General features: G+C 61.2%; 12 protein-coding genes and 1 riboswitch. Of the genes, 3 read left to right on the top strand and 9 right to left on the bottom strand.

The window, feature by feature from the left end:
- Positions 1-4: 4 nt before the first annotated feature.
- The 3 genes from AAF659_RS10120 to rppH form a co-directional block, all read right to left on the bottom strand.
- Positions 5-1,258 carry a patatin-like phospholipase family protein gene (locus AAF659_RS10120; protein WP_349751624.1) on the bottom strand — a complete coding sequence of 418 codons (1,254 nt, stop codon included), beginning with the start codon at positions 1,256-1,258 and terminating at the stop codon, positions 5-7.
- An 89-nt stretch (positions 1,259-1,347) separates the two neighbouring features.
- On the bottom strand, positions 1,348-3,657 hold the full coding sequence (ptsP, locus tag AAF659_RS10115) for a phosphoenolpyruvate--protein phosphotransferase (protein ID WP_349751745.1): 2,310 nt from the start codon (positions 3,655-3,657) through the stop codon (positions 1,348-1,350).
- Between the two features lie 15 nt (positions 3,658-3,672).
- Positions 3,673-4,185 (bottom strand): RNA pyrophosphohydrolase, encoded by a 513-nt coding sequence (gene rppH / locus AAF659_RS10110; RefSeq protein ID WP_349751623.1) that lies wholly within the window; start codon positions 4,183-4,185, stop codon positions 3,673-3,675.
- Positions 4,186-4,353: 168 nt separating this feature from the next.
- Between rppH and AAF659_RS10105 the strand changes: the two genes are divergently transcribed.
- Positions 4,354-5,013 carry a histidinol-phosphatase gene (locus AAF659_RS10105; protein ID WP_349751622.1) on the top strand — a complete coding sequence of 220 codons (660 nt, stop codon included), beginning with the start codon at positions 4,354-4,356 and terminating at the stop codon, positions 5,011-5,013.
- 97 nt (positions 5,014-5,110) lie between these two features.
- Positions 5,111-5,986 (top strand): HDOD domain-containing protein, encoded by an 876-nt coding sequence (locus AAF659_RS10100; protein ID WP_349751621.1) that lies wholly within the window; start codon positions 5,111-5,113, stop codon positions 5,984-5,986.
- Here AAF659_RS10100 and AAF659_RS10095 read toward each other — a convergent pair.
- The 5 genes from AAF659_RS10095 to thiC form a co-directional block, all read right to left on the bottom strand.
- Positions 5,980-6,600, bottom strand: a complete 621-nt coding sequence (locus tag AAF659_RS10095) for a YqiA/YcfP family alpha/beta fold hydrolase (protein ID WP_349751620.1) — start codon at positions 6,598-6,600, stop codon at positions 5,980-5,982. The genes AAF659_RS10100 and AAF659_RS10095 overlap by 7 nt on opposite strands.
- Complete coding sequence (gene cpdA / locus AAF659_RS10090; RefSeq protein ID WP_349751619.1) at positions 6,560-7,360, bottom strand: 3',5'-cyclic-AMP phosphodiesterase; 801 nt, start codon at positions 7,358-7,360, stop codon at positions 6,560-6,562. Before cpdA ends, AAF659_RS10095 begins: the two co-directional genes overlap by 41 nt.
- Before the next feature lie 91 nt (positions 7,361-7,451).
- Positions 7,452-7,910, bottom strand: a complete 459-nt coding sequence (locus AAF659_RS10085) for a DUF1249 domain-containing protein (protein ID WP_349751618.1) — start codon at positions 7,908-7,910, stop codon at positions 7,452-7,454.
- On the bottom strand, positions 7,910-8,536 hold the full coding sequence (locus AAF659_RS10080; protein WP_349751617.1) for an NUDIX domain-containing protein: 627 nt from the start codon (positions 8,534-8,536) through the stop codon (positions 7,910-7,912). The genes AAF659_RS10085 and AAF659_RS10080 overlap by 1 nt, the downstream gene beginning before the upstream one ends.
- 16 nt (positions 8,537-8,552) lie before the next feature.
- Positions 8,553-10,346 carry a phosphomethylpyrimidine synthase ThiC gene (gene thiC / locus AAF659_RS10075; RefSeq protein ID WP_349751616.1) on the bottom strand — a complete coding sequence of 598 codons (1,794 nt, stop codon included), beginning with the start codon at positions 10,344-10,346 and terminating at the stop codon, positions 8,553-8,555.
- A gap of 86 nt (positions 10,347-10,432) precedes the next feature.
- Positions 10,433-10,556: riboswitch (TPP riboswitch) on the bottom strand.
- A gap of 87 nt (positions 10,557-10,643) precedes the next feature.
- Between thiC and AAF659_RS10070 the strand changes: the two genes are divergently transcribed.
- Entirely contained in the window at positions 10,644-12,062 is a 1,419-nt protein-coding gene (locus tag AAF659_RS10070) for a TolC family outer membrane protein (RefSeq protein ID WP_349751615.1), read from the top strand.
- Here AAF659_RS10070 and waaA read toward each other — a convergent pair.
- Positions 12,056-13,324, bottom strand: coding sequence for a lipid IV(A) 3-deoxy-D-manno-octulosonic acid transferase (gene waaA, locus AAF659_RS10065; protein ID WP_349751614.1), 1,269 nt, complete (start codon positions 13,322-13,324; stop codon positions 12,056-12,058). The two genes, AAF659_RS10070 and waaA, sit on opposite strands and share 7 nt — an antisense overlap.
- Between the last annotated feature and the right edge of the window lie 3 nt (positions 13,325-13,327).

The raw sequence follows: 13,327 nt of genomic DNA, 5'->3' as shown, positions 1-13,327 counted from the left end.
GGGCTCAGAGCATCTGTCGGGCGCTGTTGATCAGCCCCGACACCTGCTCCACACCGGAGCCAAAACGGCTCCGGCGCTTTCCTTCCTGTGCCACGAACACCGGCAGCATCTCGCCATAGAGGCTGGTGCTGATGGTTCGCTGTTCGTCTGCCAGAATACCGCGGTTGAGCTTGATGCCGTAGGGCGCCAGTTGTTTTTCCAGCTCATCGGCGCGGCGCAGCAGATCCCGCCGTGTCATCTGGTAGGCATGTTCGCACACCATACGCCGGGACTGGAAACTGAACACATTGGAGAAGAACAGCTTGGCGTCATCACGCTCCGGCTGGAACAGCGCGATGTCCGAATCCGGATACTGATCCGCATACTGGGCAACACCCGACTCCATGCGCGAGTAGACCATGGTCCGGAAAGTCTGGCCCAGAATATTAGGCATGCCTGAATCCGTCAGCGCCCCGGCATTCATGGTTCCGGCGCGCACTGCCGCGCTGGCATCAATGGGCACCAGAGGATTGATGGCAAGCACCAGATCCGCGCCATCCTCCAGCGCAACGGAGGCATGCAACCCCTTGCGCAGCGTGCCATCGACATAGAAGCGCCCGTCGATCTCCACCGGCAGATACACCCCCGGCGATGCGATACTGGCCTGGACCGCCCGGGAGATGGGCACGTGATCGAAGCCGGGCGCGCCCAGCCTCACCGCTTCGCTGCTCTCCAGATCAGCGGCGATGATGTAAAGCCGGTGGCGCAGCTGCCGGAAATCATTGCTCCGCCCCAGCATACTGAAAGCGCGACGCAGGTACTCATGCAGACCGGTATTGTCGAAAAGGCCTGCCGGCGCCACCTGAGTCAGGACCGTAAGAGCATCCAGAAGGCTCTGGTCGTAGGGGTTGCTGGCGAAACGGCCCAGGGCCTCGCGAAGCAGACCGGGAACCGCGAGGGCACGGCGCAGGTACTCCCTGAATGCCGGCCGGTAGAACACCTCCGGGTGGAACGGGTGCACGTCAGCTTCGTTCTTCACAAAGATCCGGCAAAGCTGAGCCGTGGTCATCTGGTTGGCCAGGTTAGCCGCCACGAAGGAGCCGGCGCTCACCCCCACATAGACGTAGAGGTCATTGAAATCGACGCCGTCCAGCGCTTCATCCAGCGCACGGAGTGCCCCGATCTCGTAGATACCGCCGAGCGGACCGCCCCCGCCAAGCGCCAGCCCGATCCGGGGCCCTTCCGGGCGATCAGCGGATCTGCGCGACTGTATTTCCATGGATCACCCCTTACCCTGACTGCTTACTCAAGACTAACGGCGTCTTCTAGAGTACACATACTAGAAACAGAGTAACATTGAGCCATCACTCACTCCTGCGAGGTTGCCAGTTCCCGTGCTCCAGAACCACTGCGCTCCGGGCGGATAAAACGACCTATTCCTGCTTTACGCAGGGCAAGCTCCACGCAGCTTCGGATTACATGGGGCGAGTCCAGAGCCAGTACTTCTGCCAGCAGTCCCCGCGCCATATCCATATCGATGCCCCGGATCACTGACTTGATACGGGGCAGATTGGACGCGTTCATGGAGAGCGCATCATACCCCATTGCCAGCAGCAGTATAGCGCCTCCCGGGTCACCTGCCAGCTCGCCACAGATACTGACGGGCTTACCCACATCGTGACAATCCTGCGCCACCTGACACAGCGCCTGGAGCACCGCCGGGTGATAGGAATGATAGAGGCTGGCAACCCGCGGGTTATTGCGGTCCACTGCCAGCAGGTACTGGGTCAGGTCGTTCGAGCCCACGGAGACAAAATCCACCCGCGCCGCTATCTCGCGCACCTGATACACCGCGGCGGGGATCTCAATCATGACCCCCACCTGCGGCATCACCAGCTGATAGCCCTCATCGCGCACCTCGTGCCAGGCGCGGTAAATCAGGTGCTGCGCCTCCTCGATCTCGGAAACGTTGCTGATCATTGGCAGCATGATCCGCAGATTATCCAGCCCCTCGCTGGCCTTGATCATCGCGCGGATCTGGACGAGGAAAACCTCCGGGTGATCCAACGTGACCCGGATGCCGCGCCAGCCGAGGAAGGGATTTTCCTCAACAATCGGGAAATAGGTCAGCGCCTTGTCACCACCAATATCGAGCGTCCGCATGGTTACTTCCGACGGGGCGAAGGCCTCAAGCTGCTCACGGTAATAGGCTTTCTGCTCCTGCTCGGAAGGAAACCGTTCATTGATCATGAACGGCACTTCAGTGCGGTATAGACCTATGCCTTCCGCGCCATGGCTGAGCGAGCGCACCACATCCGTGATCAGCCCCGTGTTCACGAACAGCGGAATGCGATGGCCATCCAGGGTCTCACAGGGCTTGTCGCGCAGCTCCTCCAGGCCCTTCACCAGCTCCTGTTCTTCCTCAATGATGGACTCGAAGAACGCCTTGAGCTCGTTGGAGGGCGAGGCGAAAATCTGTCCCTCGTAGCCGTCAACAATCAGCTCCCGACCATCCAGCTGCGCCACGGGGATATCCACCAGGCCCATGACCGTAGGCACGCCCATGGCGCGGGCCAGGATCGCAACATGGGAATTACCGGAGCCCCGCACCGACACCATGCCGACGAGCTGCCCCTGGGGGACTTCGCCCAGCATCGCGGGCGTGAGCTCATCACTCACCAGAATCGTGCGTTCCGGGTATTCCGGCGTCCTGGATTCCCCTTCCTGCAGATGGGACAGCAGGCGGCGCCCCAGATCCCGTATGTCCACCGCCCGCTCACGCAGGTAGTGATCACCCATCATCTCAAAGTGGCGAACATACTGGTTCACCACCGCCTTGAGCCCACTCGGCGCCCAGAGCCCCTCACGGATGCGGTTTTCCACCTCCCCGGGGAGCGCATGGTCGTGAAGCATGCGCAGATAGACCTCAAACAGCGCCTGCTCCTCCGGCCTCAGCTTGGGCGCAAGGCGCTCGCCCACCTGCTCCACGTCTTCCCTCACCGCGGAGACGGCAGCGCGGAAGCGCTCGATTTCCGCCTCCACATTGTCACAGCGTTTATCCGGCACCGAATCCAGATCGGCGGGCGGGAATACCACGACCCCGGTTCCAATGGCCACGCCCTGAGCACCGGCAACACCACTGAAGGCCACATCCCGGGCCTGATCGCCACTGACCGAGATACCGCCGATCGCGCCGGTCGCCTCGCTGTGGGCAATGACCCCGGCGAGCTGGGCGGAGATGGTCACCAGAAAGGCTTCCTCGCCCTCGTCGAAGCGGCGGGTATTCTGGGTCTCCTGGACAACAATCACGCCCAGAACCCGACGATGATGGATAATGGGAACACCCAGGAACGAACCAAAGCGTTCCTCGCCGGTTTCCGGGAAATAGCGGTTGCGCGGATGCTTCTGGGCATCCTCCAGATTGATGGGTTCCTCCCGCACCCCGACCAGCCCCACGAGTCCTTCCGAGGGCGCTATACGGACCTGACCAACGGCGGACTTGTAGAGCCCCTCGGTGGCTTTGAGCACATAGCAGCCGGATTTGTCGTCATAGAGGTAGACCGAGCAGACCTCGGTCTTCATGGCGGTCTGGACACGTGCCGCTATGGTGTCCAGAGCCTCCTGAAGATTATTGATTCCATTCAGTTCCTGGACGATGCTGCGGAGCGTGCTGAGCATTGTGGTCATAGTCGGTCAGCTTTCCTGGCGGGCCGGAGGTTGCCCCTTTGACTGTAGCCTGAATACCCCGGGCGCCAGTTCCCTCAGCGCCTTGCGGTAAACTTCGCGCTTGAACGACACCACCTGCCCCAGCGGGTACCAGTAGCTGACCCACTGCCAGCCGTCGAATTCAGGCTTGTAGCTGCGATCAACCCGCACCCGCGCATCAGGTGAGAGCATTTCGAGAAGGAACCATTTCTGTTTCTGGCCAACACACACCGGGCGTGAGTCCCTGCGGACCATACGACGAGGCAGGCGGTATCTGAGCCAGCCCCGGGTTGTGGTGATGATCCGGACATCCGATGATTCCAGGCCGATCTCCTCCATCAGTTCGCGATAGAGGGCCTGCTCCGGTGTCTCATCCTCATTGATGCCTCCCTGTGGAAACTGCCAGGCGTCCTGGCCAATGCGCCTGGCCCAGAGCAACTCCCCCCGGTGGTTCGCCAGCATGATTCCGACATTCGGTCTGAATCCGTCGGAGTCAATCACGGCAACACCCCTGTTTGTTATTTATCTTTTATATGTAAGTTAAAGCCATTCTTCCAGAATTGATACCCCATGAGCAAACGGCACTCGGCCCCATGGCGCTGCCGGACCGGCCTCTGCGCTGTTTGTGATATCCTTGGAGCCGACATTTTCCCGGAGGCTGGATAACCCGTGACACTCGCCATCTTTGACCTGGACAACACCCTTCTCAACGGCGACAGCGACCATGCCTGGGGCCAGTTCCTGATCGACGCCGGAGTGGTGGACGGTGAGCGCTACCGCCAACGCAATGACCAGTTCTATCGCGATTACGAAGCCGGGCGCCTCGACATTGAACAATACCTGGCCTTTGCCCTGGAGCCGCTCGCCAGTCAGGAGCTGGCCACGCTCAGGCAGCTGCGGGAACGATTCATGCAGGAACGCGTTGAGCCCATGATCGAGCCCGCCGCCGAAGCCCTTATCAACCGCCATCGGGAACGCGGTGAAACCCTGGTCATCATCACTGCGACCAACCGTTTCGTCACCGAGCCTATCGCGGCGCGGCTGGGTATTCCCAATCTGATCGCCACCGAGCCAGAGGTCGTAGAGGGTGCCTTCACCGGCCGGGTCGCCGGTACCCCCTGTTTCCGGGATGGTAAGATCACGCGCCTTGAGGAATGGCTGCTCAAGCGCAGCGATACCCTGGATGGAAGCCACTTCTACAGCGATTCCCGCAACGATCTGCCGCTACTGGAAACCGTGCCCAACCCGGTCGCCACCAACCCGGATCCGGCGCTGCGGGACGTTGCCCGTCACCGGGGCTGGCCCATCATGGACCTGCAGACGCGCTAAGACCCCAGAGCAGGAATAGTCTGAACAAACGGTTACAGCCTGTCCGAGCCTGGTACGCTAGGCTCGGGGCAGCAAAAGCTGACAGGAAGAAGTCATCATGCCCGCGGAACTGACCGACGAACAGATCCACAATGTCCTTCAGGGCATCCGCATTCCACCGCAACCCCAGATCATGGTGGACCTGCAGATGGAGCAGGCAATGCCGGATCCGGATATTGATCAGATTGCCAAGCTGATCCGCCAGGACGTCTCACTGTCCGGAATGATGCTGAAGTTCGTGAACTCGCCCTTCCTCCAGCACAGCAACCAGATCTCATCCATTGAACAGGCCGTGGCCCTGCTCGGACCGACCACGGTCATCAACATCATCAACGGCCTGAGCATCAAGGGCGAAATGTCGGACCAGGCGATCCGGGCCATGACCCGGTTCTGGGACACCGCCACCGACATCGCCCAGGTCTCCGCCCACGTCGCCCGTGCGATTGGCGCCAAGAATCCGGATGAATCCTACGCGCTCGGGCTGTTCCACAATGCCGGCATTCCGCTGATGATGGAACGCTTCCCCGACTACGAAGACGTCATGATGGAAAGCTACGCCCGCGAAGAACCGCGCCTGATCGACGTTGAGAACCGGACTCTGAACACCAACCACGCGGTTGTCGGCTATTACGTAGCCAAGTCCTGGAATCTGCCGCGCCACCTCTGCGAGGTCATCGCCGAACACCACAACGTACAGCAGGTCTTTGCCCAGACGGGGACCCGGGCTCAGGAGCGCAAGACGCTGTTGGCCACGCTCAAGATCGCTGAACACATCTGCGGCAACTTCTCAATTCTGGGCCGACAGGAGGTGGATAACGAATGGCAGCGTATGGAGCAGGATGTGCTCATCCACACTGGCCTGACCCATTACGACCTGGAGGAAATGGCGCAGAACTTCCGCGATATCGGCATCGCGGTCTACTGCAATTACTGATCCCGGCGCAGAAAGTCCAGCATCAGGGGCAACTCAGTATGGAACCGGCTGTATCGGTGGTTGCCCCCCTCATGAACAACCAGCCTGCTGGCCGCAAACCTTTCGCCGGCCTGGCGATAGTCCAGGGTTTCGTCACCGGTTTCCAGCATCACCATCAGGCGCTCGGGATGGGATAGCGTTCCCGGATCCATGGCCTGGAGCTGCTGCACGTGTTCCTGCGTTACGTCAAAACGCTCACCGGTGTAGAGATTGGTGTGCTCGCCCAGCGACTCTTCCATCAGGCGGTAGGGATAGGCTGCCGGATTGATAAGCACCGCTGAAAGACCATAACGCTCCGCCATCACCATGGCGAAGAAGCCTCCCAGTGAACTGCCGATCAGACCGGGTCCTTTCCCGGGTACGCACTCAATGAGCTCAGCCAGCTGTGCTTCTACCTCGCCGGGGGTGGTTGCCAGCTGGGGAATGAACCAGTGACCGCGGTAGCCGGTTTCATGCAGCCACGCCTCCAGCTCCCGCGCCTTTTCCGAGGAAGGCGCGCTGCGGAAACCGTGGAGATAGATCAGATCAGGCTCTTCAGTAGCCAACGCTGTCGACTTCCAGTCCGTAGTTAGCATCGGCGATGCGTTCCACTCCAGTATGGATCCGCCCATCCGGATAGAGCATCAGCCAGCGGTATCCCGGGGGCGCTGTATCCACCGCAAAGGACTCTGATTCCGGCAGGAACTGCACGCAGGTGGAGGGCGAGGCAAGCAAACGCCGACCACTGTCCTCCTGGTCCAGCTGTTGGTGGATATGCCCCCAGATCAGCCCACGCACCTGGGGATGACGAGCCAACACCTCAAAGAAAGCCTCATGATCCTGAAGACCGATGGCATTCATCCATTCAGCCCCGATCTGTACCGGATGATGATGCAGACAGATCAGGGCATGATCCTCCGGATGCTCACAGAGGCAGGCCTCCAGATAAGCCAGCTCACCCTCCCCCAACCGCCCATGCACCTGTTCAGGCACGGATGAATCCAGAAAAATCAGCTGCCACCCGTGACCACGATAACGTCGTTGCGCAGAGCGGGTACCGCCGATTGCCCGCTTCATTGCGGGCACAGCGTCATGGTTTCCGGCAAACCAGAACACCGGCCCCTCGAAAAAGGACGTGCGTTCCCGGAAGTGCTGATAGGCGGCTTCGCTGCCATCCTGCGAAATATCGCCGGTTGCCAGCACCAGATCAGGCTGCCCGTAGTGCGAACGAACGTGCGCCAGGACGGCATCAAGCGTCTGGCGTGTATTTATACCGAGCAATAGACCCTCGGGATCCTCCATCAAATGGGGATCCGTGATCTGCAGCACATGCAGGGGCTCCGCGGAGGCATCCATAGTGGCTTTGGGCTCCCTTGGTCACTATGCTCTCAATATAACGAAGTTACAGCCTGATTGCCTGCCGGATTCAGCGATCGTCATCACGGGTTCAGGATTCCATACTCCAGACCGAATCCATATCAGCCGCTTGCCCGAATTTAAGACAGAAGTCCAGCCAGTCCGCGAGGAACAGATTGATCTGCAGTTTTTCGTCCGGCAGATGCATACGGGCGTTCGGGTAGGGATTGACGGCGCGGATCCGGCCATGGCGGAAGCAGCTCATCACCTCCAGCATGCCCACATCATGGTAAGCACGCACCGTCATTCGCGGGTCATTGAGCCAGCGGCCGTTGTTCGCCACCTGCTCGAGATACCAAGTTTCGGTAAACCGGGCCTTTTCCAGCCGGCACAGGTGAACATCCCCCAGGTGGCGGCTACCGTCACGGAGATGGAAGAACACATCGGAGTCCGCGTCAGGACCCAGGCGCTCCAGATGGCTCAGCCGATGGTAATTGGCCTCACACACCGCCGCGAAGCGGGTCAGGTCAGGTACATATCGCTGCACCATCAGCTCCCCCTCCACTCATCACGCAGCCGCTCACGGTTCAGCGCCAGCCACTGCAACGCCATAATCGCTGGCGCGTTCCAGATGTGACCGGAGCGCAGCCCTTCCATGGCGGCCTCAAAGGCAAGAGACTGGACGCGGATGTCCTCGTTCTCATGCTCCAGACCGTGGATTCCGCCAGCGCCGGTGGCATCCACACAGCCCCCATAGAGGTGCACCAGCTCGTTGGTACCACCGGGCGAGACAAGGTAGTCACAGATCCTCTCTACATGCCCCAGTGTCAGCCCCGCTTCCTCTTCTGCTTCCCGTCGTGCGGTTGTTTCACCATCGTCACCCGGCTCATTGATGCCTGCAACGACTTCGAGCAACCATGGCGAGGCGTCACGCCCCAGTGCGCCGGCCCGGAACTGCTCCAGAAGCACCACCTCATCGCGCCAGGGATCGTAGGGCAGCACACAGGTGCAGTTGTCGCGCCAGAAAATCTCGCGGTGCATGGATGGGCTCCAGCCACCGCCGAAAAGGCGGTGCTGGAACCGCAGCCCGCGCAGCTGAAAAAAGCCCTGATAGAGTGGCTCATCGGACTCGATGGTCACGTCATCATGATCAAAGGTACTGTCCAGCTCTGCCATCAGGGCCTCTTCGCTTTCAGATTTCGTGGTACAGATCACCTCCCTGTTCCCGGAACTCCTCGGACTTGTCCGCCATTCCCTCGCGCAGCGCTGCCTCATCGGTCAGTCCATGCTCGCGCGCGTAGTCACGCACTTCCTGTGAGATTTTCATGGAACAGAACTTCGGCCCGCACATGGAGCAGAAGTGCGCCACCTTCGCCGAATCCTTGGGCAGGGTCTCATCGTGATAGGCACGAGCCCGTTCGGGGTCCAGGCCGAGGTTGAACTGGTCCTCCCAGCGGAACTCGAAGCGCGACTTTGAAAGCGCGTCATCACGGCGCTGGGCACCGGGATGGCCTTTGGCCAGGTCCGCCGCGTGCGCCGCGATGCGGTAAGCCATCAACCCTTCCTTCACGTCCTCGCGGTTGGGCAGGCCCAGATGCTCTTTTGGCGTCACATAGCAGAGCATGGCGCAACCATACCAGCCGATCATGGCCGCGCCAATCCCGGAGGTGATGTGATCATAGCCCGGCGCAATATCCGTTGTCAGCGGCCCCAGGGTGTAAAACGGCGCCTCATCACAGCACTCGAGCTGGCGCTCCATGTTCTCCTTGATGAGATGCATGGGGACATGGCCTGGCCCCTCGATCATGCACTGCACATCATGCGCCCAAGCAATCTTTGTGAGCTCGCCCAGCGTCTCCAGCTCCGCGAACTGGGGGCGGTCATTGGCATCCGCAATAGAACCCGGCCGCAGCCCATCACCCAGCGAAAAGGCCACGTCATAGGCCTTCATCAGCTCGCAGATCTCGCTGAAGTGAGTGTAGAGAAAGCTCTCCTCGTGGCGGGCCAGACACCACTTGGCCATGATGGCACCACCACGGGAAACAATGCCGGTGGTCCGCTCCGCCGTCATGGGAACATGGTGCAGACGCACCCCGGCGTGGATGGTGAAGTAGTCCACGCCCTGCTCCGCCTGCTCGATCAGGGTGTCGCGGAACAGCTCCCAGGTCAGGTCTTCAGCCGCCCCGTCCACCTTCTCCAGCGCCTGGTAGATGGGCACTGTCCCTACCGGTACCGGTGAGTTGCGCAGAAGCCATTCACGGGTTTCATGAATATCCTTGCCGGTAGACAGATCCATAATGGTATCCGCTCCCCATCGGATCGCCCAGGTCAGCTTGCCCACCTCTTCCTCAATGGAGGAAGTCACTGCCGAGTTGCCGATGTTGGCATTGACCTTCACCAGGAAGTTGCGCCCGATGATCATGGGCTCGGATTCCGGGTGATTAATGTTGTTGGGGATAATGGCACGCCCCCGCGCCACTTCATCACGCACGAACTCCGGCTCGACGCCCTCGCGGATAGCGATGAACTCCATCTCCGCGGTGATCGTGCCCTGACGTGCGTAGTGCATCTGGCTCACATTGCCACCGTCATGGGCCACCCGTGGTTTGGGCGGGTGTCCGAAACGGAAGGCATCCCGCCTGGGATCGCGCAGGCGCTGACGGGTTGTCTCAGAGCTGAACTGCGACAGGTGCTGCGTGTCCCTGCGCTCATCAATCCAGCCAGCACGCAGCGGGGTCAGCCCCTGACGCAGATCGATGACAGCCTCCGGGTCGGTGTAGGGACCGGCGGTATCATAGACGCGCAGCGGCTCGTTGGGCTCAGGACCCTCGGCAGTATCAGTCGGACTCAACTGGATCTCACGCATGGGGACGCGCAGGTCCGGGCGGCTGCCTATCACATACACTTTGTGTGACGCCGGCAGCTGTTCGATGGTGGCGTCATTGACGCGCTCGTTCTCGCTCAGGAACTGGTCGGATGGACTCATATGAGTGGTTCTCCTCCGCTGATGGTTGAACGGACGGGAGAACGCAGAAGCAGATCTGAGTAAGTGCGATACAGGCGTTACAGCTCGGGCACGCTTGTCTCGATCCCTACGCCGGTGCTAGCCGGATCAGGTCTGCGGGTTCTGCATTCGCAATCTCAGCCAGCCGTGGCGGCAAAAGCCACCGCGGGACCGGCACCCCGTCAAGACAGTCAACTTGAGTCTAGAGATCCGACCGCAACTTGTCCATAATGGTGACCGCCGGTCACGGCTCACCCTGATCAACGCTTGAGGGAACGAATGAAAGCGCGCGCTTTTCCCGCACTGATTGCAGCTCTGCTACTCCCCGCCGCCCAGGCTCATGGCGAGGGTCTGATGGATATCTATGAACAGGCTCTGTCCTATGACTCGGATCTGGCCGCGGCCCGCGCTGCCCGCCAGGCCCGGGAAGCAGCGGTCGATGAATCCAGGGCGCCGCTGCTGCCGCAGCTGGACGCTTTCGGTGAATCGTCCTACACCGAACGCAACACTCTGGATGGCGACCTCACCAGCCACAAATACGGTCTCGAGCTCAGCCAGCCGCTGTTCCGGGCCAACGCCTGGTACGGCTTCCAGGCCAGCCAGAAGCAGAGCGAGGTAGCGGCCGCGGAGCTATCGCGCGCTGAACAGGGGCTGATGCTCAAAGTCGCGGAGCAGTACTTCAATGTCCTGCGTGCCAAGGACGAGCTGGACACCGCCAAAGCTCAGGAAGCGGCGCTCCGGCGCCAGTGGGAACAGGCCAAGGAGCGTTATGACGTGGGGCTCGTGGCCACCACCGAGGTGGAAGAAGCCCGCGCCGGCTACGATGCGAGCCGCTCACAGCGGATTGCAGCGCAAAGTCAGCTGGACATTGAACGCGAAAGCCTGGCACGGCTGACCGGCCAGTTCCCCAAAACCCTGGAACGGCTTGAGACGGACTTCCCGATCAACACCCCGGAACCGGACAGCCCCAAGGCATGGGCCCAGACCGCACTGGAGCAGAACTGGGAACTGCGAGCGCAACAGCTTACTGTGGACGCCAAACGCGAGCAGGTCAGCGCCGCTCGCTCCGAGCATCTGCCTACGCTGGATCTGTTCGCCCGGGTCGAGCGCCAGCACCAGGACAACAATTTTGAGCTGCCAAGCGGCAGCCCCGGGGCATACAGCAACCCTCTCGACGAGTACCCGCGCACTGACACCACCGTCGGCCTGTCACTGAACATTCCGATTTACAGTGGCGGCGGTACTCAGGCCGGTGTACGGCGTGTGCGATCCGAGACGGAACGGGCGGAGCGGGAGCTGGACACAGTCAGGCGCAACGTCCGGCTGGATGCGCGTTCGCTGTTCCGACGCATCACGACCAACATCCAGACCATCAATGCTCAGCGCCAGACCATCGTCTCCAGCCGCAGCGCGCTGGATGCCACCCGCGCCGGCTACGAAGTGGGTACGCGCAATATCGTGGAAGTGCTCGACGCCGAGCAGAACTACTACGTGGCGCTGCGTGACTACGCCAACGCCCGCTACGACTATGTGCTCAACACCCTGCGCCTGAAACAGACCGCCGGAACACTGAGCCCGCAGGATCTGGCGGGACTGGACCGCTGGCTCAGCGCCACGGCACCCGGCATTGAACGGCTTGCAAAGCAGGTAACCCGCGAGGAGCGGGAAGCTGATGGAAACGGAGACCAAGGTCAGTAACGCGCAAGCCGGAGCCGGATCCCCTCAACCAAGCGTGCCACCGCGCCCTGGTTGGCATCCACAACGGCCCGGGCACGCTGGCCCTGATCTTCCCGCGTTGAGCCATCCGCCAGCAACGTGGCCAGCGCCCCGGCAAGTGCGTCAGCGTTCTCCACGAAGTGAACCGCCGCCGCATCCTCCAGGATTTCGAAAACGCTGGCAAAGTTGAAAACATGCGGGCCTGTCAGAACCGGTAGCGACCAGGCGGCCGCCTCCAGAGGATTATGGCCACCCCGCTCAATGAGCGAGCCGCCGATGAAGGCCGCATCCGCACAGCCGAAAAGCATCAAAAGCTCCCCCATGGTGTCCGCGAGGTAGACCTGGGCTTCCTCAAGCTCATCACCAGCCGCACGACGGGCCATGTTGAGGCCTTTTTCCTCAATCAACCGGGCAACCACGTCAAAACGCTCAGGGTGGCGCGGCACCAGCACCAGCAGCGCTTCAGGATGACGCGCCATAAGCGGGCGGTGGGCATCAAGCACTGCTTCATCCTCGCCCTCATGGGTACTGGCGGCGATCCAGACCGGCTGCCGGCCGCTGAACGAACGTCTCAACGCCATCGCCTCGTTGTGCACAGCCTCCGGAATGCTCAGATCATACTTGATGGACCCCGTCACCGAGAGTTGCTCCGAGCGCACCCCCATCGCCCGAAAGCGCTGGGCATCAGCATCCGACTGCGCGGCAATCCAGTCAAGGCTTCGGAAGGCTGGCAGCGTCAATGGGGCGATGCGGGCATACCCCGTTGCGGATTTATCTGAAAGACGAGCATTGGCGAGGATCACCGAAATACCACGACGAGTGCACGCCTGCACCAGATTGGGCCAGACCTCGGTTTCCATAATCACCAGCGCCGCGGGCTTCAGGCGCCGGAGAAAGCGGCTCACCAGCCAGGGCAGATCCAGAGGGATATAGGCATGCGCCACGGTATCGCCGAAAGCCGCGCGCACCCGCTCGGCCCCCGTGGGGGTCATGGTAGTGACCAGAATCGGGCGCTCCGGCATTTTCTGGCGTAGCAGCCGAATCATGGGTGCTGCGGCAATGACCTCGCCAACAGAGGCCGCATGCACCCACAAAGTGCCGGAATTTTCCGCAAGCGGCCCGTGCCCCAAGCGTTCCAGCCAGCCTTCGCGATACCGGCTGTCCCACAGTCCCCGGTACCACAGAAACGCAAGAACACCCGGCAGCAGGAGTGTCAGCAGCAGCGAGTAGAGCCAACGGGCCATTAA

Origin of the sequence: Salicola sp. Rm-C-2C1-2 (genome assembly GCF_040196175.1) — a bacterium.
Classification (GTDB): Bacteria; Pseudomonadota; Gammaproteobacteria; order Pseudomonadales; family Oleiphilaceae; genus Halospina.
The sequence above is the reverse complement of the archived record's forward strand: the minus strand, read 5'-3'. Positions and strand labels throughout refer to the sequence as shown.

Excerpts from the sequence above, each read along its gene's own strand:
- AAF659_RS10120 (WP_349751624.1), bottom strand. The coding sequence starts at position 1,258 with ATGGAAATACAGTCGCGCAGATCCGCTGATCGCCCGGAAGGGCCCCGG.
- ptsP (WP_349751745.1), bottom strand. The coding sequence starts at position 3,657 with ATGCTCAGCACGCTCCGCAGCATCGTCCAGGAACTGAATGGAATCAAT.
- AAF659_RS10100 (WP_349751621.1), top strand. The coding sequence starts at position 5,111 with ATGCCCGCGGAACTGACCGACGAACAGATCCACAATGTCCTTCAGGGC.
- AAF659_RS10095 (WP_349751620.1), bottom strand. The coding sequence starts at position 6,600 with ATGCTAACTACGGACTGGAAGTCGACAGCGTTGGCTACTGAAGAGCCT.
- cpdA (WP_349751619.1), bottom strand. The coding sequence starts at position 7,360 with ATGGATGCCTCCGCGGAGCCCCTGCATGTGCTGCAGATCACGGATCCC.
- AAF659_RS10085 (WP_349751618.1), bottom strand. The coding sequence starts at position 7,910 with ATGGTGCAGCGATATGTACCTGACCTGACCCGCTTCGCGGCGGTGTGT.
- AAF659_RS10080 (WP_349751617.1), bottom strand. The coding sequence starts at position 8,536 with ATGGCAGAGCTGGACAGTACCTTTGATCATGATGACGTGACCATCGAG.
- thiC (WP_349751616.1), bottom strand. The coding sequence starts at position 10,346 with ATGAGTCCATCCGACCAGTTCCTGAGCGAGAACGAGCGCGTCAATGAC.
- AAF659_RS10070 (WP_349751615.1), top strand. The coding sequence starts at position 10,644 with ATGAAAGCGCGCGCTTTTCCCGCACTGATTGCAGCTCTGCTACTCCCC.
- waaA (WP_349751614.1), bottom strand. The coding sequence starts at position 13,324 with ATGGCCCGTTGGCTCTACTCGCTGCTGCTGACACTCCTGCTGCCGGGT.